19 protein-coding genes are annotated in these 21,342 nt (G+C 70.4%); 9 read left to right on the top strand and 10 right to left on the bottom strand.

From position 1 onward, the window contains the following. The first annotated feature begins 11 nt into the window (after nucleotides 1-11). The 4 genes from sat (at nucleotide 12) to L1280_RS02150 (ending at nucleotide 3,864) form a co-directional block, all read left to right on the top strand. Nucleotides 12-1,184 carry a sulfate adenylyltransferase gene (gene sat, locus L1280_RS02165; protein ID WP_253580372.1) on the top strand — a complete coding sequence of 391 codons (1,173 nt, stop codon included), beginning with the start codon at nucleotides 12-14 and terminating at the stop codon, nucleotides 1,182-1,184. Nucleotides 1,185-1,307: 123 nt separating this feature from the next. Further along, nucleotides 1,308-2,282, top strand: coding sequence for an aliphatic sulfonate ABC transporter substrate-binding protein (locus L1280_RS02160; RefSeq protein ID WP_253580370.1), 975 nt, complete (start codon nucleotides 1,308-1,310; stop codon nucleotides 2,280-2,282). Beyond that, a complete protein-coding gene (locus L1280_RS02155; RefSeq protein WP_253580369.1) occupies nucleotides 2,279-3,115 on the top strand; it encodes an ABC transporter permease in 837 nt (278 codons plus the stop codon). Before L1280_RS02160 ends, L1280_RS02155 begins: the two co-directional genes overlap by 4 nt. Continuing rightward, complete coding sequence (locus tag L1280_RS02150; RefSeq protein WP_253580368.1) at nucleotides 3,112-3,864, top strand: ATP-binding cassette domain-containing protein; 753 nt, start codon at nucleotides 3,112-3,114, stop codon at nucleotides 3,862-3,864. The genes L1280_RS02155 and L1280_RS02150 overlap by 4 nt, the downstream gene beginning before the upstream one ends. Nucleotides 3,865-3,921: 57 nt before the next feature. Here the strand turns inward: L1280_RS02150 and L1280_RS02145 are convergent, their stop codons facing one another. Continuing rightward, nucleotides 3,922-5,166, bottom strand: coding sequence for an aspartate aminotransferase family protein (locus L1280_RS02145; RefSeq protein WP_253580367.1), 1,245 nt, complete (start codon nucleotides 5,164-5,166; stop codon nucleotides 3,922-3,924). A 193-nt stretch (nucleotides 5,167-5,359) separates the two neighbouring features. Here L1280_RS02145 and L1280_RS02140 point away from each other — a divergent pair, with 193 nt between their 5' ends. Both L1280_RS02140 and L1280_RS02135 read left to right on the top strand, forming a co-directional pair. Beyond that, a complete protein-coding gene (locus tag L1280_RS02140; RefSeq protein WP_253580366.1) occupies nucleotides 5,360-5,752 on the top strand; it encodes a hypothetical protein in 393 nt (130 codons plus the stop codon). Between the two features lie 105 nt (nucleotides 5,753-5,857). Beyond that, nucleotides 5,858-7,021, top strand: coding sequence for a glutathionylspermidine synthase family protein (locus tag L1280_RS02135; RefSeq protein WP_253580365.1), 1,164 nt, complete (start codon nucleotides 5,858-5,860; stop codon nucleotides 7,019-7,021). 51 nt (nucleotides 7,022-7,072) lie between these two features. Here the strand turns inward: L1280_RS02135 and L1280_RS02130 are convergent, their stop codons facing one another. The 5 genes from L1280_RS02130 to L1280_RS02110 all read right to left on the bottom strand — a co-directional run bounded on the left by L1280_RS02130 (nucleotide 7,073) and on the right by L1280_RS02110 (nucleotide 11,971). Continuing rightward, nucleotides 7,073-7,273, bottom strand: coding sequence for a hypothetical protein (locus L1280_RS02130; RefSeq protein ID WP_253580363.1), 201 nt, complete (start codon nucleotides 7,271-7,273; stop codon nucleotides 7,073-7,075). 11 nt (nucleotides 7,274-7,284) lie between these two features. Further along, on the bottom strand, nucleotides 7,285-9,060 hold the full coding sequence (locus L1280_RS02125; RefSeq protein ID WP_253581062.1) for an ATP-binding protein: 1,776 nt from the start codon (nucleotides 9,058-9,060) through the stop codon (nucleotides 7,285-7,287). A 35-nt stretch (nucleotides 9,061-9,095) separates the two neighbouring features. Next, nucleotides 9,096-10,121: a DNA double-strand break repair nuclease NurA gene (locus L1280_RS02120; protein ID WP_253580362.1), complete on the bottom strand. Its 1,026-nt coding sequence runs from the start codon at nucleotides 10,119-10,121 to the stop codon at nucleotides 9,096-9,098. A 100-nt stretch (nucleotides 10,122-10,221) separates the two neighbouring features. Next, nucleotides 10,222-10,860, bottom strand: coding sequence for a Crp/Fnr family transcriptional regulator (locus L1280_RS02115; protein ID WP_253580361.1), 639 nt, complete (start codon nucleotides 10,858-10,860; stop codon nucleotides 10,222-10,224). A 181-nt stretch (nucleotides 10,861-11,041) separates the two neighbouring features. Beyond that, nucleotides 11,042-11,971 carry a histone deacetylase gene (locus L1280_RS02110; RefSeq protein ID WP_253580359.1) on the bottom strand — a complete coding sequence of 310 codons (930 nt, stop codon included), beginning with the start codon at nucleotides 11,969-11,971 and terminating at the stop codon, nucleotides 11,042-11,044. Nucleotides 11,972-12,077: 106 nt separating this feature from the next. Here L1280_RS02110 and L1280_RS02105 point away from each other — a divergent pair, with 106 nt between their 5' ends. Beyond that, a complete protein-coding gene (locus tag L1280_RS02105) occupies nucleotides 12,078-12,992 on the top strand; it encodes a carbohydrate kinase (RefSeq protein WP_253580357.1) in 915 nt (304 codons plus the stop codon). A gap of 10 nt (nucleotides 12,993-13,002) precedes the next feature. Here L1280_RS02105 and L1280_RS02100 read toward each other — a convergent pair whose 3' ends face one another. The 4 genes from L1280_RS02100 to L1280_RS02085 all read right to left on the bottom strand — a co-directional run bounded on the left by L1280_RS02100 (nucleotide 13,003) and on the right by L1280_RS02085 (nucleotide 19,612). Next, entirely contained in the window at nucleotides 13,003-14,352 is a 1,350-nt protein-coding gene (locus L1280_RS02100) for an HD-GYP domain-containing protein (protein WP_371922863.1), read from the bottom strand. 279 nt (nucleotides 14,353-14,631) lie between these two features. Then, nucleotides 14,632-14,994, bottom strand: coding sequence for an aspartate 1-decarboxylase (panD, locus tag L1280_RS02095; RefSeq protein WP_253580356.1), 363 nt, complete (start codon nucleotides 14,992-14,994; stop codon nucleotides 14,632-14,634). Between the two features lie 60 nt (nucleotides 14,995-15,054). Further along, nucleotides 15,055-16,602, bottom strand: a complete 1,548-nt coding sequence (locus tag L1280_RS02090; RefSeq protein WP_253580355.1) for an NFACT family protein — start codon at nucleotides 16,600-16,602, stop codon at nucleotides 15,055-15,057. Between the two features lie 469 nt (nucleotides 16,603-17,071). After that, nucleotides 17,072-19,612: an outer membrane protein assembly factor gene (locus tag L1280_RS02085; protein ID WP_253580354.1), complete on the bottom strand. Its 2,541-nt coding sequence runs from the start codon at nucleotides 19,610-19,612 to the stop codon at nucleotides 17,072-17,074. Between the two features lie 272 nt (nucleotides 19,613-19,884). Here L1280_RS02085 and L1280_RS02080 point away from each other — a divergent pair, with 272 nt between their 5' ends. Continuing rightward, complete coding sequence (locus L1280_RS02080; protein WP_253580353.1) at nucleotides 19,885-20,529, top strand: YggS family pyridoxal phosphate enzyme; 645 nt, start codon at nucleotides 19,885-19,887, stop codon at nucleotides 20,527-20,529. Continuing rightward, entirely contained in the window at nucleotides 20,526-21,341 is an 816-nt protein-coding gene (locus tag L1280_RS02075) for a DivIVA domain-containing protein (protein WP_253580352.1), read from the top strand. The genes L1280_RS02080 and L1280_RS02075 overlap by 4 nt, the downstream gene beginning before the upstream one ends. The last annotated feature ends 1 nt before the right edge of the window (nucleotide 21,342 follow it).

Here is a 21,342-nt window from a genome sequence, read left to right as displayed (position 1 = left end):
AAAGGCTGTCCATGACCACCCTATCCGACCCTTCCCCCATCCTCCTGCCCACGCCGCTGGGAGGCACGCTGGTCAACCGCGTGCAGCGCCCCGGCCACGACTTCGACCCCGCCGAGCTGGCGGAGCTGCCGCAACTTGAGCTGCCTGACCGCGCGTATGCCGACCTGGAGATGCTGGCGACGGGCGCGTATTCGCCGCTGACCGGCTTTCTGGGCGAGGCGGATTACCTCAGCGTGATCGAGCAGATGCGGCTCGCGGACGGCACCCCCTGGAGCCTCCCCATCACGCTGGCGGTGGGGCGGGAGGACGCCGGGCGGTACACGGGCCGGGTCGTGCTGACGCGCGGCGGCGAGGCGGTAGGCACGCTGGACGTACAGGAACGCTACGAGGCCCGCAAGAGTCTGGAAGCCCGCGAGGTCTACCGCACCGAGGATCCCGCCCATCCCGGCGTGGCGGCGCTGTATGCGGGGGGGGACGTGTATCTGGCCGGACCCGTGACCCTGTTTGAAGTGCCGCGCGGGGCCTTTCCCCGCCACCACCGCACCCCCGCCGAGGTGCGCGAGGTGATCGAGGCGCGGGGCTGGCGCACGACGGTCGCCTTCCAGACCCGCAACCCCATCCACCGGGCGCACGAGTACCTGCACAAGGTCACGCTGGAACTGGTGGACGGCCTGCTGCTGCACCCGCTGGTGGGCACCACCAAGGGCGACGACGTGCCCGCCGAGACGCGGGTGAAGGCCTACGAGGTGCTGCTGGAGGGCTACTACCCGCAGGCCAGGACCCTGCTGAGCGTGTACCCCGCTGCCATGCGCTACGCGGGGCCGCGTGAGGCGATCCTCCACGCCCTGTCGCGCCGCAACTACGGGGCCACCCACTTCATCGTGGGGCGCGACCACGCGGGGGTGGGCAACTACTACGGCACCTACGACGCGCAGGAGATCTTCTCGGCCTACCGCCCGGAGGAACTGGGCCTCCAGATTCTGAAGTTCGAACACACCTACTACTGCAAGAGCTGCGGCCAGCTCGTCAGCCCGCGCACCTGCCCGCACGGGGCCGACCATCACCTCGTCCTGAGCGGCACGAAGGTCCGCGAGCGCCTCCGCGCGGGTGAAAGTCTGCCCGCCGAGTTCACCCGCCCCGAGGTGGCCGAGGTGCTGCGGGCGGCCTACGCGGCGCAGGACTAGAGCGGTCACCGAGCACCCCCATCCCACGCCTGCGCCCGCCGCAGGCGTTCTGAAGACGACCGTGCGCCACGTGACACTCTCTCTCACGCCTGCCCTGTTCACTGGGCCTACCAGGAGGGACGAATGACCCGAATCCACATCCGAAGTCTTTCCACGCTGGCCCTGGCCCTGCTGCTGGGGGTCGCTTCCGCTCAGGGCGCGACAACCGTGCGGCTGGGCTACTTTCCCAACCTCACCCACGCGCCCGCGCTGATCGGGCTGGAGCGCGGCACCTTTCAAAAGGCGCTGGGAAACAAGGTCAAGCTCGACGCCCGGTCCTTCGTCTCGGGCACCACGCTGACCGAGGCGTTCGCGGCGGGTCAGATCGACATCGCCTATATCGGCCCCGGCCCGGCGATCAACGCGGCGACGCGCGGGATGCCCCTCCAGATCATCGCCGGGGCGAGCGAGGCGGGCGCGGTGCTGATCGCCCGCAAGGACAGCGCCATCCGCAGCTACGCCGACCTCGCCGGGAAGCGCGTGGCGGTGCCCAGCCTGGGCAACACCCAGGACATCAGCCTGCGCCACATCCTCAAGGAAGAGGGCCTGAAGCTCCAGACCGACGGCGGCAACGTGGTCGTGACGCCCGTGGCCCCCGCCGACATCGCCGCCGCCTTCGCGGGCAAGCGGGTGGACGCCACGCTGGTGCCCGAGCCGTGGGGAGCGCTGCTGCAAGCGCAGGGGCACCGGATGATCGGCAGTGAAAAGACTGTGTGGCGCGGCGGGCGCTATCCCACGACCCTGCTCATCGTGAACACCCGCTTCGCGCAGGCCAACCCCACGCTGGTGGCGAACTTCCTGAAGGCGCATGCGGACGCGGTGGCGTACCTGAACCGCAGCCCGGCGGCGGCCCGCACGCTGATCAACGCGCAACTGGACAAGCTGACCGGGCAGAAGGTGGACGTGCGGGCGCTGCAACGCGCGATGGCCCGCACCCGCTTCACGACCGCGCTGGACCTCGACGCGCTCACCGAGTACGCCGCCCTGAATGTGGAGGCCGGATACGCCCGCAGCGTGCCGGACCTGCGGAGCTTCGTCAACCTGGGATTCAAGCGATGAGTGTTCCGGCGCCGAGAACCGACCCGGCCCCCGTCCGCACCCGGCTCTCGCGCTGGCGGGTGCTGTCGTGGCAACTGATCGGGCTGGCCCTGATTCTGGGCGTCTGGTGGCTGGTCACCGACGGGCTGAAGCTCTACCCGCCCTACGTCTTTCCCAGTCCGTCCCAGGTCTGGACCGAGATCAGCTACGGCCTGTGGGGCACCGGGCCGCAGGACGGCAAATTGCTCTCGGCCATCGCGGGAAGCCTGCGGCGGGTGCTCACCGGGTACGGGATCGCGGTGGCGCTCGGCGCCCTCGTCGGCCTCCTCATGGGCGCGTGGTTGCCGCTGCGGTCCACGCTGGGCGCGTACCTGACGGGCATCCAGAGCGTGCCCAGCATCGCCTTCGTGCCCTTCGCCATCCTCTTTTTCGGCCTGAACGAGCGGGCGGTGCTGTTCGTGGTGGTGCTGGAGGGCTTTATCCCGGTGGCGCTGGCCGTGTCGGGAGCGCTGCTGAACGTGCCCCCCGCCTTGCGCATCGCCGGGCGGACGCTGGGAGCGCGGGGCCTCTCCATGACGACCGGGGTGCTGCTGCCCGCCGCGCTGCCCAACGTGCTGACCGGCTTGCGAACGGCTTGGAGCTTCGCGTGGCGGGCGCTGGTGGGCGGCGAGCTGCTCATCAGTGGGGTGGCCTCCATCGGGGAGCAGTTGGAGGTCGGGCGGGCGACCGCGAACGTCGCGCTGGTGCTGGCGACCATCATCATCATCGGGATCATCGGCGGCGTGTTCGACGCGCTGCTGCGGGCGTTGGAGGGCCGGGTGCGGCGTGACTACGGGCTGGAGGTGACACAATGACCGTCAGCATGAGTGCCCCGGTTGCTGCCCCTACCGCCCCCCAGGGCCTGCCCCTGCTGCTGGACGCGGTGACCTACCGCTACGGGCGCACCCGCGCGGCGACCGCCCCAGCGGGCCTGGGGCCGCTGAGCCTGGAGGTCCGGGCGGGCGAGTTCCTGTGCGTGGTGGGGCCGTCGGGCAGCGGCAAGAGCACGCTGCTGTCGCTGCTGGCGGGCTTTCTGCGCCCGCAGATGGGGACGATTCTGCTGGGCGACACGCCCGTCACCGGACCGGACCCCCGCCTGACGCTGGTGCAGCAGGAGGCGGCCCTCTTTCCCTGGCGTACGGTGGCCGGAAACGTCTCCTTCGGGCTGGAACAGCGCCGGGTGGCCCGCGCCGAGCGGGATGCCCGCGTGGGGGACGCCCTGCGCCTCGTCGGGCTGGAAGGCTACGGCGGGCGGCGGGTCCACGAGCTGTCGGGCGGGCAGCGCCAGCGGGTCAGTCTGGCCCGCGCCCTGGCGCTGCAACCCCGGCTGCTGCTGCTGGACGAGCCCTTCAGCGCCCTGGACGACCGCACCCGGACAGTGCTGGCCGACGAACTGCTCGCGATCTGGTGGTCGCGCAAGGTCACAGTGGTCTTCGTGACCCACAACCTCGACGAGGCGCTGGCACTGGGGCAGCGCGTCGTCGCCCTGCGCGGCGGCGAGGTGGCGCTGGATGCCCCGGCGCGGGAGCTCAACGTGGCCCGGCTGCGCGAGACGCTGGAATAAGGGAGCACACCAAAAGAAGCCGGAGCCTCGCGCCCCGGCTTCTTTCTTTGGAGAATGTTACTCCGTCTGCTTGTCCTCACGCACCATCGCCTGCGGCTCACGGTCAGGACCAGCGGCCAGCACACGCTCGAAGGCGGCGACTACGGTGTCGATCTGTTCGCGGGTGATCGTGACCGGGGGCAGGAAGCGCACGACCATCGGCGTGGCGGCCAGGGTCAGCACTCCTTCCTCGTGTTCCAGGGCGGTGATGTAGGGGGCGCTGGGTTCATGCAGCTCCACGCCGATCATCAGCCCCAGCCCGCGCACCTCCTTGATGCGGGGCGAGCGGATGGCCCGCAGCCGCTCCATGAGGTACGTCCCCTTCTCGCGGGCCTGCTCGGCCATGCCCTCGTTCTTCATCGCGCGGATCGCGGCCACCCCAGCGGCCATGCTCAGCGGATTGCCGCCAAAGGTGGTCCCGTGCCCTCCCTTGGGCATCCGGTCGGCGACCTCGGCGGTCATGGCGAAGGCGCCGATGGGAACACCGCCCGCCATCGCCTTGGCGAGGGTCATGCCGTCGGGGGTCACGCCGTAGTGCTCGGAGGCGAACATCTTCCCCGTGCGGCAAAAGCCCGTCTGAATCTCGTCGAGAATCAGGAGCGCCCCCTTCTCGCGGGTGAGCTCGCGGGCGGCGCGGATGAACTCAGGGGTCGCGGGGTGCACGCCGCCCTCGCCCTGCACGGGTTCCAGGATGACGGCGGCAGTCTGGTCAGTGACGGCCGCCCGCAATTCCTCCACGTTCCCGTAGGTCACGAAGTCCACGTTCTTGTTGTCCACCGCGTCCCCGAAGGGTTCCCGGTACTTCGGCTCCCAGGTCAGGGCGAGGGCGCCCAGCGAGCGGCCCGAAAAACCCCGGCGCATGGACACGAAGCGCTGGCGGCCGGTCGCGGTGATGGCGAACTTCTTGGCCGCCTCCATCGCCTCGGTGCCCGAGTTGCACAGGAAAATGCGCTCCAGACCCTGCGGCAGCACGCCCACGAGTTCACCCAGGAACTCGGCCCGCTTGTCGTTGGGCAGCGTCTGGGGCATCACCATCAGCTTGCCCGCCTGCTCCTGCACGGCCCGCACCACGTCGGGGTGGCTGTGGCCGATGTTCGCCACGCCGTACCCGGCCACGCAGTCGATGTAGGCCCGGCCCGCGTCGTCCCAGACGGTCGCGCCCTGCCCGCGCACCATCACGACCTCATGCTTGTTGTAGACGCCCGAGTCGAGCCGCAGTTCGATGTCGAGCCATTTGCTCCTGTTCTGGGTGCTTGTGGTCATGAATCCTCCTTGTCTCCCCGTCAGTGTAGGGGCTGCGGGTGAGCAATCCGGCGGGAGTGTCCAGAGGGGCGGGTCAGCCCAGCGCCTTTTCGAAGTGATGACAGTTCAGACCTGTTGCATTCCGACCTGTTGCATGGCGGTCCGTGGAAGCCCCGCCGCAACCCGGACCCCACTTCTCCCGTACAAGAGAGATATGCGCAAAGCCTTTCACCTCCCCCTCCTCGCGGCGCTGCCCGCCGTCCTCGCGGCCTGCGGCGACGACGACCTTGACCTGGACCGCTACAAGCGGACCAAGTACACCTCCTACGAGCAGTGCCGCCTTGCAAATCAGGACGCGATTCAGCGCGGCCTGCAAAACCCCTGTCAGAAGACCAGCGGCGGCTTTTACGGTCCCTATATCTGGCTGGCCTCGGGCCTGACCCGCTACGTGGGCTACACCTCCTCGGGGCGGGTGGCCCCCACCGGCCTGACCTACGACACCCGCTCGGGCAAGACGACCTCCTTCAAGGCGCCGGGGGTCAGCCGGGGCGGATTCACCAGCACGGGCCGCGCGAGCAGTTCCGGCAGCGCGAGCTACGGCGGCTAACGGGATGAGTCTGCGATTTCAGCGTGTCCTAGGCGAAGAACGCTGCGCCTTTATCTCTGGCCTGTCTTCGGTCAGGGGCCGTCACTCGGCCCCGCAGGGGTCCTGATGCAACGCCGCACCCTCCTCCCCCGCCCGAACTGGGAAACCCGCCTGCAAGAGGTCGGCATGACGTGGTACGCCCCCACCCCCGAACACCCGGTCCCCTACTGGGGCGAGGAAGGCTACTACGCTTTCACGCCCGGCCAGATTGAGGAGCTGAAACGGGACGCGCAGGACCTCACGAACATGGTGCTGGAGACGACGGGCGTGGCCATTGAGGGCGGGCGGCTGGGCGAACTCGGCATTCCTGCCTTTCTGCACCCGGCGGTGCGTGAGTCATGGGACCGGGACGACCCGACGCTCTACATGCGGCTCGACCTCGCGTATGACGGGCGCGGGCGAGCGCGGCTGCTGGAGGTCAACGCGCAGACGCCGACCAGCCTGGTCGAGGCGGCGGTGTGCCAGTGGCAGTGGCTGGAAGACCGGCTGGAGCGCGGCGAGCTGCCCGCCGGGACGGGCCAGTGGAACACGATCCACGAGGGACTGGGCGAGCAGTGGGCCTACCTCGTGCGCGAGCGGGGCGTGACCCAGGCGCACTTCAGCTCGGCGCGGGATGTCGAGGACATCGCCACCGTGACCTACCTGCGCGACCTCGCGGGGGCGGCGGGCGTTACCGGCTCCTTCCTGGCGGCGGACGAGGTGGGGACCAGCCCCCAGGAGCCGTTCTTGCTGGACACCTGGACGCTGCCCATCCGGAACCTGATGTGGCTGTGGCCCTTCGAGTACGCCTGGGAGTCGCGCGACAGTTCCTTCCTGGCGACCACCCAGACCCGCTTTATCGAGCCGCTGTGGAAGGCGGTCACGTCCAGCAAGGGCTTGCTCGCGCTGTTGCACGAGCGTTACCCGGACTCCGGGCTGGTCCTCCCTGCCTCGCTGACGCCGGGGCGACTGGGGGCAAATGTGGTTCGCAAGCCCCTCTACTCGCGCGAGGGGCAGAATGTGCAACTGCCCGGCGAGGCGGCCACGGCGGGGGCCTACGGCGACCTGCCGCTGGTGGAACAGGCTTACGTGGAATTGCCCACCTTCCCGGCGGGCGACGGCCCCCGCTACCCGGTCCTGGGCGTCTGGGTCGCCGGGGACGAGGTGTGCGGAATGGGCATCCGCGAGGGCCGGGGCCGCGTGACGGACAACCGGGCGACCTTCGCGCCGCATGTGGTGATACCGGACTGAGCTTCTACGCAGAAGGGCCGGACGCTTCTGCCTCCGGCCCTCTTCCTTGGACTAGTGGTCCCCGCCCAACCGTTCCGGCGGCGGGTTGAGGTGCGTCTTGTCCGTGCTCTCGGTGGCCGCCTCCGTGTCGAAGGGATTCTCGCTTGCCAGCCGCTCGACCTCGCGGGCCGCCGCCTCGGAGGTCTCGGGGGTCCACTCGCCGTGGCGGGTCATGGTCTTCTCGTCGCCGGACTTCTTCTTGTCGTCGCTCATCTGCCCTCTCCTTAGAGTCCCAGCCAATCGTTGCCCGCGTCCTCCGTGCCCTGCCCGACCTCCTCGGCCACCTCGTCGCGGCGGGTGGCCCAGGCCGGAAAGGGATAGTTCACGAGGACGGGGTTGGGCACGTCGGGCTGCGACACCAGCATGGTGCCGGGTTGCAGGATGCCCGCACGGGCGCGGAAGCTCTGCGGTAGGAAGCGGTATTCAGGCCGCTCGGCTTCCGCCAGATCGAGGCGGCCCACCACCCGAATCGCCGCGTTGGACACGATGCGCCGCTCGACCTCCGAGGCGGTCTGCTGGGCGCCGATCAGGATGATGCCGAGGCTGCGGCCACGCTCCGCGATGTCAAGCAGCACGTCCTTGATGGGGCTGTCCCCCTCGCGCGGGGCGTACTTGTTCAGCTCGTCGAGGACCACAAACACGGTGTCCTGCCGCCCGTAGCGCTCCTTGTGCTCGAACAGCTCGCGCAGCAGCACCCCTACCACGAAGCTCTGCGCGTGGGCTCCGAGCTTGTGGATGTCCACCACGCTGGTCTGTACCCCCGCCTTGAGAAGGTTCGGGCGGTACTGCGCCGCCCGCGCTGAGGTGAGGTCACCGCGCACCAGCGGCGCGAGATGCTTCTGCACCCCGCGCAGGCGCCGGACGAAGGCGCGGAGGGTGCCCTGGTTCTGCTTGAGCACCCACTTGGGGTCGCCCTCGCCGTCGTTGTGCTCCAGCAGCTTGTATTCGAGGTAGGAGATGAGCTGCGCGAAGGTCTGGATGCGCGTCTTGCCCATGTCGTCGAAACGCACGTCCTCCGAGAGCAGCGTTTCGGTGTCGGGCTGCCAGTCCTCCACGGTGAGGTACGGCGCGTCGTCCCCGGCGGCGAGGCGGGCCAGCTTTTCCTCGATGTTGCCGATCACGAAGCCCAGGTTGAGGCTGGCGTTGCCATCCGGGAAGACGTAGGGCAGCATCCGCCGCTGACAGAACTCGCGCAGGCTGAACACAAAGGGAGTTACACCGCCGGACCGCTGCTCCACGTCGGGCACGATCACGTCGCCCGCCCCGGCCTTCGGGGGCGCGAGGAACTGCACGTCGCGGAAGGGACTGGCGGGGAGGCCCAGCAGGTCATAGCGCCCGGCAGGAAGGCCTTTGGCGGCCTGCACGCCGCGCTCGACCCCATCCACCTCGCGGTTGGGCTGGTCGAGGAACAGCAAATCCTCGCCCTTCACGTTGAAGATCAGGGCGCGGGTGCGGTGGCCCTCGCCGTGGGTGTCCAGCACGCCGCTGCGGAAGATGGCGTGCAGCAGGAACAGGGCGTAACTCGTCTTCGTCGCCACGCCGGAAATCCCGCTGATGTTGATGTGGCCGCCCTGCTCACCGTTGACGAACTGGTAGTTCAGGGGCAAGACCTGTCCGTCCGCGAGGAGGCCGCCGGGAAAGGAGCGCTTCATCTTGTCCGCACTCAGCGCCAGCCGCAGGTCCTCGCCCCGCGCGTGCCGCACCTCGTCGCCGGGCTGGGGCGGAATGAAGTTCTCGGGGCTGACGCGGGTCACGAGCACGCGGGCCGCGTAGCTCACCGAAGCCGGGAGGAGCCCCGCGACCACATCCTGCACGTCGCTGTCGAAGGTGACGCCCTCGTGCCGGGTGCGGACGTGATCCACGAGGCCATAGAAGTGCACGGGCGAGCCGTCGGGCTTCCGCGTTGCCACCACCACGAGGTCGTCCATGCCCACACTCGCACCGGGCGTCACCGCGAACCAGAAGGAAACCGGGGTGGCGTCCTCGGTGCCGAGGACCATGCCGATGCGCTCGCCCTGCTCCTGTCCTGAAAGGCTCACGAGGCGACCCCCAGTTCACGGGCAATGTGCGCCCGCAGGCGCCGCGTCACCAGATCGGCGCTCCCCATCGCGCGGGTCATCGCGTGCTCCAACGCAGCGGTCGGGATCAGGTTCTGCGGGGCACGGGGGTCCTTGTGCGGCTGGCTGGCGAGGCGGCACAGCAACGGACCGCTCACGTTCGCCACCGTCCGCACGATGGGCGGCAGGAAGTCAGGTTCTTCCGGCGCGTACATCTCCAGCCGCATCACGCCCGACATGGGGTGCTGGTAGAAGGCGGCCTCGCACAGCCGCACGTACCAGATAAAACGGGTGATGCGGTTGTTCTCGTAGCGCATGTGCAGGATCGGCGTGCGATCACCGGGCTTCAGGTCGGTCAGCAGCCCGGCCCGGTCGGGGGGCAGGTACTGGGTCTGCATCGTCTTGACGCAGCCCACCACCGCGCCCCCCAGATTCTGGCTGCGGAGGGTGCCGTCCTGAATGGTGAGCGCGGTCAGCGCCTCGCGGTCGTCCCCCTCGTCGAAGGGGACCCGCGAGGCCAGCCCGTGCGACAGCTCCTGTTCGGCGGCCAGCATGACCTGTTGCAGCTTGTGCAGCGGCGCAAGCGGCTCAGCGCTGTCGGCCTGCACGGGCGCGTACTGAAGCTGCCCGGTGTGCGGGTCACGGGGCGAGAGAAGGCAGGGGTCCACCCGCAGTCCCGGCGCGTGGGCGAGCAGCCGCTGCGCCCGCACCTCGCGCAGGGTGGCCGGACGGGTGCCGTGGGGGCACAGTTCCACCGCCCCCACCACGTAGGCCCCGAAGCCGCCCATGCCCGCCGCGCCGTCCCCGTCCTCGATAAAGACGCGCGACTCCATGCGCCGCTTGCCGTCCACGACGTACACGGTGCCCAGCCGCGCCGGAACAGGCTTGGGCGCGACGGCCGCCCAGCGCGGCGTCTCGATGTCGATCAGGTCTCCCTCGAACCGCTTCAGGCCGAGTTGCCCGCCTTCCATATCCACGGGCCAGGGGTCGAGGCGAATCCGCATGGGGGGATTCTAGGGGCGAAGGGGGACGGGCGGATAAGCCCAGCCCATAAGCAAGGAGCGGAAGCCGCAGCCTCCGCTCTGTTTCCGGTCCCCGAACGCTTCAGTCGCCGTGGTAGCCGCTCAGCGCCCGCAGACTGGCCTCGTCGGTCAGGGTCAGGCAGCGATAGGCGGGGGTCAGCAGGCCGTCGTCGCGCATCTCGCCGATCAGCTTGGACACGCTCTCGCGGGTGGCTCCGGTGCCCTCCGCGATCAGCTCGTGGGTGGCCCGCACAAAGCGGGTGCCGTCGCCGTGTCGCCCACCGAGGCTGGATTCCGCGAGGTTAAGCAGGTAGCGGGCGATGCGCTCGCGCAGTTCGCCATTCTGGATATGAACGCCGTCGTTCATAACCCGCTGAAGCTGGGCGCTGAGGCTGCGGGTGACCTCCCACAGCTCGGCCGCTCCGAGGTGCTGCGGGTGCAGGGGCACGACCACCGCGTCGGTGAGCGCCGTGACCTGATGGGCGCGGGAGATCGCATGCAGCGTTTCCTCACCGAACACGTCGCCGGGCCAGATGTGGCGCACGGTCAGGGTGCGGCCCTGGGGCGTCAGGCGCACGGCCCGCAGCAACCCGCTTTCCAGCCGGTAGAGGCTGGGAGCCGCGTCGCCCGCGTAGTACAGCGTCTCGCCCCGGCGCAGGGGGCGGCGGTGCAGATCGGTGAGGTGCAGGGAGGGCGTACTCGGGGTGCTGTTAAGCGTCATGGGGCGACTCCTGTGGACACGAGGGCGGGCGACCGGGACTTGAACCTGACGAGAATGTACAAGGTCTGTCTAAGGTTAAATGCCGCCTGGCCCACCTTGTGAAGGTGGGCTGTGTATGGAATGTCACAGCCCCGAGGAGATCCCAGCTTTCCTCACGCGGCCACTCAGGCAGGTCGGGCGTCTAGACAATTCTGGAGGCAAACACGTCCAGGCCGTCCAGCACGACGCGGGCGTGGGCTTCGACCGTCAGGGCGTGGTCGCGGTTGTAACCCCCTGCCATCATGGTCACGACGGCCACCCCGGCCTTCCGCGCCCAGGTCAGCACCGTGCGGTTGCGTTCCGCGACCCCGTCCAACGTCAGAGCAAAGCGGCCGAAACGGTCCCCCGCGAGCACGTCCGCCCCGGCGAGGTACAGCAGGAGGTCGGGGCGGAAGGCTTCCAGCGCCGGAAGCACTTGCCCCCGCAGCACCTCCAGATACTCGCCGTCCGTCACCCCGTCGGGCAGCCCGAGGTCGAGGCTGCTGCGCTCCTTGCGAAAGGGGTAGTTGCGCTCGCCGTGCACGCTGATGGTCAGGGCGCGGGCCTCGGCGGCCAGCAGCGCGGCGGTCCCGTTCCCCTGATGCACGTCGAGGTCGAGAACCGCCACCCGCTGGGCCAGCCCCTCGTCGAGCGCGATGCGGGTCAGCAGGGCGGCGTCGTTGATCAGACAGAATCCCTCGGCGCGGTCGCGGAAGGCGTGGTGGGTGCCGCCCGCGAGGTTGGCGCCCCACCCGCAGGCGAGCGCGTCGTGCAGCGCGGCGAGACTGCCCCCGGCGGCGCGGCGGGCACGCTCGACCACCCCCGGACTCCAGGGCAGCCCGAAGGCCCGTTCCTCGGCGGCCGTCACCTCCCCCCGGCGCCAGCGGCGCAGCCAGACGGGGTCGTGGACGCGGGCGGCCTCGGCCCAGCGCAGGGCGGGCGTGTCCAGCACAGGCAGCAGTCCGGTCAGGCGGTCCCGGACTCCCGCGTACTTGTAGGCCGGGAAGCGGTGGCCTTCGGGGAGGGGAAAAGTGTACGCGGCCGGGGTATAAGCCCGGAAGGGATGGGCGAAGGCGGGGGCGGGGGCGGTCACCGGACCAGTGTGGCGGGTGGTGGGGCGGGGATGCCGCAGCCGGGCGCACCTTCGACAAGGCTTGAACAACGCCTCCGTGGCCGGGTACTCCCTTACCCTGTGGTCCATGAGCGCCGCTGCCCCCCTGCCTGCCATCGTGAGTGCCGGAGAGGCCCTGACCGACCTCGTGACCGCCGGGGAGGGCCTGTGGCGGGCGCACCCCGGTGGGGCGGGGTGGAACGTGGCCCGCGCGTGTGCCCGGCTGGGGGTACCCTCGGCCTTTGCCGGGGCGGTAGGCGAGGACAACTTCGGGGACGACCTCGCGGGGGCCGGGGCCGAGGCGGGGTTGGATGCCCGCTTCCTGCAACGCGCCCCGCAGCCCACCCTGATGGCGGTGGTCTACCGGCTCGACCCGCCCGCCTACCGCTTCCTGGGCGAGAACAGCGCCGACCTGCACTTTGACCCCGCACGGCTGCCGGAAGGCTGGATGAGGGCGGCCCGCTGGCTGCATGTGGGCGGCATCAGCCTCGCGCGGCCTCCCCTCTCGCGGACCCTGCTAGACCTCGTCGCGGGGGCGAAGGCGGCGGGGGTCCAGGTCAGCTTCGACCCCAACGCCCGCACCGCGCACCGCCACCCCGACTACCCGGCGACCTTCGAGCGGGTGGTGCGCCTCTCGGACCTGCTGAAGTTCAGCGACGAGGACCTCGCCTTCTTCTTTCCGGGGCAGAGCGAGGCGGACGCGCTGCGCCGCCTGCGGGGTCTGAATCCCCGCGCCCCGCTGGTGGTCACGCGGGGCGCGGCCGGGGCCACCCTCTACCACGCGGCCGGACGGGTGGACCTCCCCGCCGTGCCGGTGCGGGTCGCGGACACGGTCGGCGCCGGGGACGCCCTGTGCGCGGGCCTGCTTGCGAGCGCGGCCGGGCGCCCGGAGGCGCTGTGGACCGAGCACCTGCGCCTCGGCCTGCGGGCGGCGGCGGCGGCGTGTGCGCGGCCCGGCGCCTACGCCCCCACGCGGGAAGACCTCGCGGCGCTGCCCGGCTGAGGGGCCGGGGTCAGGACACCAGCCGCACGTCGTCGTGGTCCTCGGCTTCAATCATCCTGATAAAGGCTTCGACGTACTGCGGGTCGAGTTGCCGTCCGGCTTGGGTCCGCAGTTCCTGCACCGCCCGCGCCCGGGGCCACGCCGCCTTGTAGGGCCGCGCACTCGTCAGGGCGTCGTACACGTCCACGACGGCAAAGAGGCGGGCGGCTTCCGGAATGTCGTGGCCGCGCAGCCGGGCGGGGTACCCACTGCCGTCCCAACGCTCGTGGTGGTGGCGCACGAGGTCGAGGGTTTCGGCGGGCAGGAAGTGCAGGTCTTGCAGCAGGTTGTACCCGATGACGCTGTGCGACTCGATGATGCGGCGCTCCTCGGTGTCGAGGGGACCGCGTTTGTGCAGCACCCGGTCGGGAATCGCCAGCTTGCCGAGGTCATGCAGGTACGCCCCGCGCCGCAGGGCCGCGACCCGCTCCTCATCCCAGCCCAGCAGGCGGGCGAGGCGCACGCTCGCGCCCACCACGCGGGTGGTGTGGCCGCCCGTCTCGTCGTCGCGGCGCTCCAGGGCCGCGCCCAGCGAGCGCAGGGTCAGGTCGTTGGCGGCGCGGAGTTCGCAGATCGCCTCCCACTGCCCCAGTTGCGACCCGATCAGGCAGGCGCAGGAGTCCAGCGTGCCCCGCTCGGCGGCGCTGAAGGGCGTGCCGGGGCGGCTGAACACCAGCAGGCCGAGGTCGTGCCCCCCGCCCGTCACGGGCACCGCCAGCCACTCGCCCCGCGCCTGCGGGGGCAGCAGGGCCAGCACTTCGTCGGCAAGGGCGTGGTCGGCCTGCACGCTGTGGCTGTCGCCCGCCGGGTAGATCGGGCGGTGCAGGTGTTCGGCAAAGGCTCCCCGCGCCCCCAGAACCTGCGGGGTACCGCGCACGTAGCCTACATACGCGAGGTGCGGCGCGAGGCCCAGGTCCGCCACCATCGCTACCCCCGCCCGGATGATGTCCTCGGCCCGGTCGGCCTCCGCCAGCCGTCCACTGCCCTTCTGAAAGGCCGCCGTGACCCGCCGCAGCCCCGCAGCCTCGGCCGCCAGGCGGCTGTCACGCAGCCCCAGCGCCCCCAGCCCGCCCGCCAGCAGCAGCGCCCCCGTCAGTTCGGCCATCCCCAGGGCACCCCCCCACGACGCCGACAACAAAAAGGCCACCACGTACCCCACCAGCGGCACCCAACGCGCCGCGCCGCCCAGCGGCCAGGCCAGCGCGGCGAGCGCGACCGCCAACCCGGCCAGCAGTGTAGCCTGCCCCATGAACGCCGCCCAGAACAGCCCGGTAACGCCCACAACGAGCAACGCGCTCACGGTCCACCCTCGCGGCTTCACGGGTGGAGTGTAAAGGTTCGCTGAAGTTTTGTTTGGACTCGATTTGAGTTGTTAGATTCTGGTCAGAAAATGGCAGGTGGAGAGGTGCCCTGCGCAGGGCTTCTCCTGACCACTGGCCGGAAGCACGGACCGATACGTTGGAGGCGGAGCGTTGGGAGGGCGCATGCCCCTGCCCCACGACGCGTCCCCGTGTACGTGGCCAGATCTCCGAGACCTCCGCTCAACAGGTGAGGGAAGGGGAAAACGATTGTCTCCCCTTCCCCAGACCGCCTCTCGCGTTCAGGCCGGTTGCAGGTCCACCGGACGGTTGTGCGCGTCCACGATCACGACACGGGGTTCGAGGGTGCGGGCTTCCTCCTCGGTGAAGTTGCCGTAGGCCGCGATGATCACGAGGTCACCGGGCTGCACGAGATGCGCGGCGGCTCCGTTGATGCCGATGACGCCGCTGCCGCGCGGGCCGCTCAGGGCGTAGGTGCTCAGGCGGTGGCCGTTGGTGACGTTGTAGATGTCCACGCGCTCATTGACCAGGATGTCGGCCGCATCAAGCAGGTCCTGATCGATGGTCACGCTGCCGACGTAGTCGAGGTCCGCCTGCGTGACGGTCGCGCGGTGAATCTTGGCCCTGAACATGATGCGTTCCACAGCCGGGCATTGTACGGGGTGGGAACGGGGCAGGGGGTGATGGGAGTCTTGATGTGCGGCCTACTCCGGCAGCGTGCCGTCCACGAACACCGTCTTCTGGTCGGTGTAATGCACCTGCCCGGCCGGAGCCCCCTTGGGCCGCCACACGTGCTTGATGCGGGTGTAGTCCACCGGCACGTTGGAGCTGCCCCGCGCCTTGGAATGCGCCGCCGCCAGCCTCGCGGCGTACAGGATGTCGGGGAGGTCGAGGTCGCGTCCGCCCGAGCGCACGAGGACGTGGCTGCCGGGATAGCCCTGCGCGTGGAACCAGTGGTCCAGGCTGCGGCCCAGCCGGTGCGTGAGGGTCGCATTTTCCTTGTTGTTGCGGCCGACCAGTGTCTCGAACCCGCCCGGCGTGGTAAAGCGCATGCCGTAGGGACTCTTCTCGGGGCGCTCCTGCTGGAGGGTGGCCGAGAGCGCCTCCAGGTCCTCCAGGCTGGCCGTGTCGAGGTGCATCAGGCGGGCGCGGGCTTCCTCCAATTCGGCCCGCAGACCCGGTTCGCGCTCGGCCAGCCGCTCGTAGACCTCCTCGCGGCGACGGGCGCGGGTATAGCGTTTTTCGGCGTTCTGCACCGCGCCCAGGCTGGGGTCGAGGGCCACCGGGACCTCCCCGCTGCCGTCGAAGGCGGGCAGGAGGACCGAGGCCGCACCCGGCTCGACCGTGTGGGCATAGGCCATCAGCAGGTCGGCCTCGCCGCGGTCCTGCGCGGCGGCGTCCAGCCCGGCCTCGGCGCGGGACACGTCCGCAAGCTGGTTGTCCAGCAGGGTCACCCGCTTGTCCAGCGGCTCGCGCAGGGCCTTGCGCAGGGCGGCGGCCTTCTCGGCGCGGGCGGCCTCGCGGGCGCCTTCCTGCATCACGCCCTCGGAAACGCTGGGGTCGGCGACGAGGGACCGCACCGCCGTCAACACCTGCGGCCAGCGGTCGCCGGGCGCCTCGACGGGAGCCAGCCCCACGCGGCGCCCGAGTTCGGCCCCCAGCAGCGGCCCCAGCCCGTCGAGGCGCTCACGCCAGCGCCCGACGGGCAGATCGGCCAGCGAGCGGGCTTCCTCCGGGGTCAGGGTGCGGGGGTCGAGCTTGTCGTAGGGGGGCGGCGGCGTGTACTCACCCCCCGAGCGCACCGTGCGGAAGCGGTTGCGGCTCCCGGTGATCTCGCGGGCGGCCATCAGGATGCGGCCGGAAAAGCCCTCGCCCGGCTCCAGCACCAGCACGTTGGCGTTGCGGCCGGTCACCTCGAACAGCAGCCGGGTGGGGGGCTGGGGCACGAAGCCGTCTTCCCCCGCGAAGTGCAGCGTGAACACGCGGTCGAGCTTGAGCTGCTCGGCCGCCGTGAGGTCGCCCCGCACCCGCGCCGCGAGGTAGCGCTGGAAGCCGTTGTGCGGCTCGCCGCGCAGGCGTTCGCGCGACAGAAACACCACCGGCTGCGGCGGGCGGTAGCTCAGGACCAGATTTCCCACGCCGTCGAGCAGCAGCGCGGCCGTCGTCTCGTCGGGAAAGGCCCAGCCCAGCGTGCGGGCGGGCAGGTGCGGTAAGAGCTCACGCAGCACCCGCGCCAGCATCAGTCCTTCCATGCGCGGGCCTCGTGGGGGGAGTGCGGGGTGCGGGTCATCGCGGCATGCTAGCGGGTCGGCGGTGAACGGGGGCCGACACGAAAAATCGCCCGCCGTGGGCGGGAGACTGGAGCCGATTGAAGGGTGCAGCCGGGGGCAAGAGGCTTATTTCAGGGCATTCAGGAACGCCGCGGGGCCGGTCAGCAGGGTCCCGAGGGCCGTAAGGATCACGGCGACCCCACCTGCCGCCCGGCTTTCGCGGGCACTCGGCTTTATTCCTACGGTGTCGAGTCCTGAGAACGCACCTCCTTTCTGCACCCGGAACACAACTCCGGGGGCTTTTTCATTCCCGTGTTGCGTCTCTCCCCTCCCGGCTGTCATGCACCCCGTTCCACGGGGGACAGAGCGGTGGTGTCGCGTCCGCACAGAACCACGGGAAAGGGGCGGGTCTCCGCAGAGACTCGCCCCCCTTCCAATGTGGACGTGTGGCTCAGAAGAAGTTGCCCAGGCGGAAGTAGAACTTGCCGCTGCCGTTCTGGGGGCTGTAGCCGTAGTCGAAGCGCAGGGAGGGCAGCCGCGCCCCACCCAGCCCCAGGTTGAGCTGCACGCCCGCGCCGATGCCGTAGTTGGCCTCGAAGCTCTCGCCGTCGTTCCAGGCGTCGCCCGCGTCGGCGAACAGCACCCCGTACACGCCCTGGGTAAAGGAGTTGGTGAGGTTGAAGTCGTACCGGTACTCGGCGCTGGCGGTCAGGTAGTTGGTGCCGAACAGGGCATTGTTCTCCAGGCCGCGCAGCTCGCGGGACGCGTTGGGGCTGCTGCCGCCCACGCTGAAGCCCGCCCCGCTGGGCGCGTTGCCCTGGAGCGTGCCGCCGTTGACGCGCACCGCCACCGCCTGCTGCCGGGTCTGGATGCCCAGGCCCTTGTCCAGGGTGCGGCCCAGGCCCAGGTAGGTGCTGGCCCCAGCCTCGGCGGTGGTGTACCCCACCGGGCGCTCGCCCTCGGCCCCGAAGGCGTAGGACAGCTCCCCGGTCGCCCGCACGCCGCTCGACGGGAACTCGGGGTTGTCACGGGTGTCATAGACGGTGCTGGCGCTCAGCGAGGTGGTGCGGCTGGTTTCGGGCAGCACGGCCCGCGCCTGCGCGTCGGTCAGGGGCGTCTCGACGGCCGTCTCGTCGCCGTCCTTGAGGGGTTCGAGGAAGTAGGTCCGGTAGCTGTACCCGGCCCCCAGCGAGGCCCGCAGGTTCTGGGTGATGCTGCGCCCCAGCGAGACGCCGAAGCCCGTGTTGCGGGTGGTGTACTGGCGCCCGGTGTCCACGGGGGTGTCGCCGCTGCGGTCGGTCAGCGGCAGGTTGCCCGACACGTTGCTGTAGACCGAGGTGCTGAGGCTGGTGCGGTTCTCGCGGAAGTCGAGGAAGTCGAGGTCCAGCCAGGGGATGGTGTAGGTCACGCTGCCGAAGAGGTTCTGCCGCGCGTCGTTCTGCTGCGCCCCCGCCCGGACGGACAGGTTCTGGCCCAGCCCGAAGAGGTTGGGGTTCTCGTAGGTCACGTCACCCGCAAAGCCCGTCAGCGTGTCGTACTGGAGCCCCAGCCCCACCGGGATGCCCTGGCCGCTCTCGGCCACCGTCAGGACGTAGGTGATGTTCTCGGGGTTCTGCGGATCGCTGCGGACATCGGTGCCCACAATCTGCACGTAGCCCAGGCGGCTGACCCGCGCCAGCCCCGCCCGCAGCTCGTTCAGGTTAAAGAGCCCGCCCGTCTCGGGCAGCTCGCGCAGGATCACCCGGTCCTGGGTGCGCTTCTGGCCCTGCCACTGGAGTTCGTACCCGGCGAGGCGCACTTCCCGGATGTTGAAGGTCAGCACGCCCTCGTTGAAGGTCACCGCGTCGCGGGTGCTGATCTCATACCCGGCGCGGCGGTAGGCGTCGCGCAGCGCGAGGAAGTCCTGCTGGGCGAGCTGGGGCGAGTACACGTCGCCGACCTTGGTCTTGATCGCGGCGGCCAGGGTCGCGGTGGGCACCTGGGTGTTGCCGGTAAAGGCGATGGAGCGCACCGGCCCGCTCGCCACGTCGGCCGCGCCGAAGTACACGGCGACCTGCGCGGGATTCTGGGGGTCCGCCTGGAGCGCGAAGCCCACCGGGCGCCCGGTCGCGTTCGACAGGGTGCGCACGTCGGCCCGCAGCCGCTCCAGCGAGAGGGGCTGCCCCACCCGCGTCTGGAGGGTCGTCCCCGCCGGGGGCTGCACGCCGTCGAAGTTGACCGCCGAGGCGCGGCCCTCGATGACCCGCACCCGCAGCACGCCATTCTCCAGCGTGGTGCCCAGGACATTCACGCCGCTCTGGACATACCCGGCCTCGTCGTAGGCCCGCCCCAGGGCCTCCACCGCCCCGTAGAACGCCTGGGGCGTGAAGCGCTTGGTGTCGTACAGCGGCTTGAAGATCGCGGTCACCCGGTCGGCGGGCAGCAGGGTTACGCCCTCGACCTCCACCCGGCTGATCGGGGTCGTCTCGTCGACCACAAAGGTCACGTCCACCGTGCCGTCGGTGTTCACCTTGGTCTGGGCGCTGATGCTGGGGGTAAAGGGGAAGCCTTCGGAGCGGTAGTTTTGCGCCAGGGCCTCTCTCGCCTGCTCAATGCGGGCGTTGTTGAGGGTCGCGCCGGGCGCCACGTTCAGCAGTTCGGCGATGCTCTGCTTGAAGCCCTCGGCGGGCAGGAAGGTCAGCCCGGTCGCCTCGATCTTGCCGATAGTGGCGTTGGGCACGACGTTGACGACCAGGGTGTCGCGGCCCCCCACGGTGCGCAGTTCGGCCACGGCGGTGCGGAAGTACCCGGTGCCCAGCACGTCCTGCTCGACCTGGCGCAGGTTCACGCTGGACAGGGTCGCGCCGGGCTGGATGCTCAGCGTGGCCTTGACGTAGTTGGCGAGCAGTTCGGTCGTGCCGTTGACCACCACGTCCTGCACGGTGGCAGCCTGCTGCGCGGCGGCGGGCGCGGCGAGCACGAGGGTCAGGGCGAGCGTGTGGGAATGTCGCATGTATCTCCTAGTGTGGCACAGCCTCACGGCACTGTTCACCCTGAACAGGGACCGTGGGGGCGGGCGGCTGCCCTACCCTTTCCGCTGCGGCGCTGAGAAGGATGAAGGGCACTTGACGGTGCCTCCACTTCCGGCGGCATGGGCGGCCGCATGGGACGGGGACTTGAGCGGGCGGGCACAAACGGCCACAATGCCGGGCGTGACCCGACCCACAAAGGCGCAGAGGCGGGGCCGAGCATGAGGCGCCGCTCAAGGCCCCCTGGAGTGTGCCTATGACCGTCCCGGCGGTGCTGGCCGCCATCCGCGCGGCCGAAGCCGACGCCGGGCGCGGGCCGGACACGGTGCGGCTGGTGGCGGTCACCAAGGGGCAGCCGCTGGAGACCATCGAGCGCCTGGTGCTGCCCCACGCGGGCCTGCAACCCGGCGGCCTTCCGCTGGGTGAGGGCCGTGCCCAGGAACTGCGCGACAAGGCAGCGGCGAGGCCCGACCTGGAGTGGCATTTCGTCGGGCCGCTGCAACTCAACAAGGTCAAGTACATGCGCCCGGTCACCCTGATTCACGCGCTGGAGGAGGTGCGGCAGGCCGAGGCCCTCGCCGACGCCGCGGGCAAGTGGGGCCGGGCGCCCGCCGTGCTGCTGCAGGTCCACAACGGGGAGGCGCAGAAGCACGGCGTCGTCCCGGACGACCTGCGCCGGGTCCACGCCGGGGTCGTCGCCACTGGCCTCACGGTACGCGGCCTGATGGTGATGGCGCCGGACGGTGATCCCGAAGCCGCCCGGCGCGTCTTCGCTGACACGGCGCGGCGGGCGCACGACCTCGGATTGCCCGAACTCAGCATGGGCATGAGCGGCGACTACGACCTCGCCATTCACGCGGGCGCGACCCTGGTGCGCGTCGGAAGGAGCCTTTTTCTATGACGATTCCCCCCCTGACCGATTCGGCCCCCACGGAGGCTCCCCGTCTCAGCGACGCGCTGCTGCCGCAGGCCGCCGAGACCATCAGCCCCCTCGACATCACCCACCAGACCTTCGGGCGCCGGACCTTCGGGTATGACCGGGGCGCGGTGCGGACCTTTCTGGAGCGGGTCGCAGGCCGCGTCGAGGCGCTGCTGCACGAGCGGCAGGCCCTGCGCGAGCGCCTGGGCAGCCTGGAGCGCGAGCTGGAGGAGCGCCGCCAGTCTGAAGACGAGATTCGCCGGGCGGTCGTCGCCGCCGAGCGCATCGGGCACGACCTGCGCGAGAACGCCGCGCGGCAGTGCGAGCTGATGCTCTCGCAGGCGCAGACCGAGTGCGACGCCCTGCGGCAGGCCGCCGAAACCCGCGCCGCCGAGCTGGAGGCCGCGCACGGGGCGCGGGTGGCCGAACTGGAAGTCGCCTACCGCGACCGTATGGCCGAGCTGGAACGCCAGCACCACGACCTCACCCTGGAGCGCGACCGCGCCCACGCCGAGCGCACCACCTATCTGGACCGCGCCTACAGCGAGCGCCACGCCGACCTCAGCGCCCGCCTGAGCGCCGTGCGGACCGAGTACGCGCAGTTCGTGAGCCAGTACCGCGCCCTGATGCAGTCTTTCTCCGAACTCAGCGCCCGGCACCTCCCCGCCGCCGACGACAGCCTGCCCGCGACCACTCCTGTGACCGTCATCCACGAGACGGCCACCGTGGACGCGGAGGACTCCCGGCCCAGCGAGGGGAACCGCCCGCCGCTGGTGGAGCAGAACTTCGCGTGAG

Source organism: Deinococcus sp. HSC-46F16 (genome assembly GCF_024171495.1).
In the GTDB taxonomy this organism is placed as follows: Bacteria; Deinococcota; Deinococci; order Deinococcales; family Deinococcaceae; genus Deinococcus.
The sequence above is the reverse complement of the archived record's forward strand: the minus strand, read 5'-3'. Positions and strand labels throughout refer to the sequence as shown.

Bases quoted from the DNA above. Each gene is read 5' to 3' on its own strand.
- L1280_RS02155 (WP_253580369.1), top strand. From the start codon at position 2,279: ATGAGTGTTCCGGCGCCGAGAACCGACCCGGCCCCCGTCCGCACCCGG.
- L1280_RS02135 (WP_253580365.1), top strand. From the start codon at position 5,858: ATGCAACGCCGCACCCTCCTCCCCCGCCCGAACTGGGAAACCCGCCTG.
- L1280_RS02075 (WP_253580352.1), top strand. From the start codon at position 20,526: ATGACGATTCCCCCCCTGACCGATTCGGCCCCCACGGAGGCTCCCCGT.
- sat (WP_253580372.1), top strand. From the start codon at position 12: ATGACCACCCTATCCGACCCTTCCCCCATCCTCCTGCCCACGCCGCTG.
- L1280_RS02120 (WP_253580362.1), bottom strand. From the start codon at position 10,121: ATGCGGATTCGCCTCGACCCCTGGCCCGTGGATATGGAAGGCGGGCAA.
- L1280_RS02140 (WP_253580366.1), top strand. From the start codon at position 5,360: ATGCGCAAAGCCTTTCACCTCCCCCTCCTCGCGGCGCTGCCCGCCGTC.
- L1280_RS02145 (WP_253580367.1), bottom strand. From the start codon at position 5,166: ATGACCACAAGCACCCAGAACAGGAGCAAATGGCTCGACATCGAACTG.
- L1280_RS02115 (WP_253580361.1), bottom strand. From the start codon at position 10,860: ATGACGCTTAACAGCACCCCGAGTACGCCCTCCCTGCACCTCACCGAT.
- L1280_RS02160 (WP_253580370.1), top strand. From the start codon at position 1,308: ATGACCCGAATCCACATCCGAAGTCTTTCCACGCTGGCCCTGGCCCTG.
- L1280_RS02090 (WP_253580355.1), bottom strand. From the start codon at position 16,602: ATGGAAGGACTGATGCTGGCGCGGGTGCTGCGTGAGCTCTTACCGCAC.
- L1280_RS02130 (WP_253580363.1), bottom strand. From the start codon at position 7,273: ATGAGCGACGACAAGAAGAAGTCCGGCGACGAGAAGACCATGACCCGC.
- L1280_RS02105 (WP_253580357.1), top strand. From the start codon at position 12,078: ATGAGCGCCGCTGCCCCCCTGCCTGCCATCGTGAGTGCCGGAGAGGCC.
- L1280_RS02150 (WP_253580368.1), top strand. From the start codon at position 3,112: ATGACCGTCAGCATGAGTGCCCCGGTTGCTGCCCCTACCGCCCCCCAG.
- L1280_RS02125 (WP_253581062.1), bottom strand. From the start codon at position 9,060: ATGGTCCTCGGCACCGAGGACGCCACCCCGGTTTCCTTCTGGTTCGCG.
- L1280_RS02080 (WP_253580353.1), top strand. From the start codon at position 19,885: ATGACCGTCCCGGCGGTGCTGGCCGCCATCCGCGCGGCCGAAGCCGAC.
- L1280_RS02085 (WP_253580354.1), bottom strand. From the start codon at position 19,612: ATGCGACATTCCCACACGCTCGCCCTGACCCTCGTGCTCGCCGCGCCC.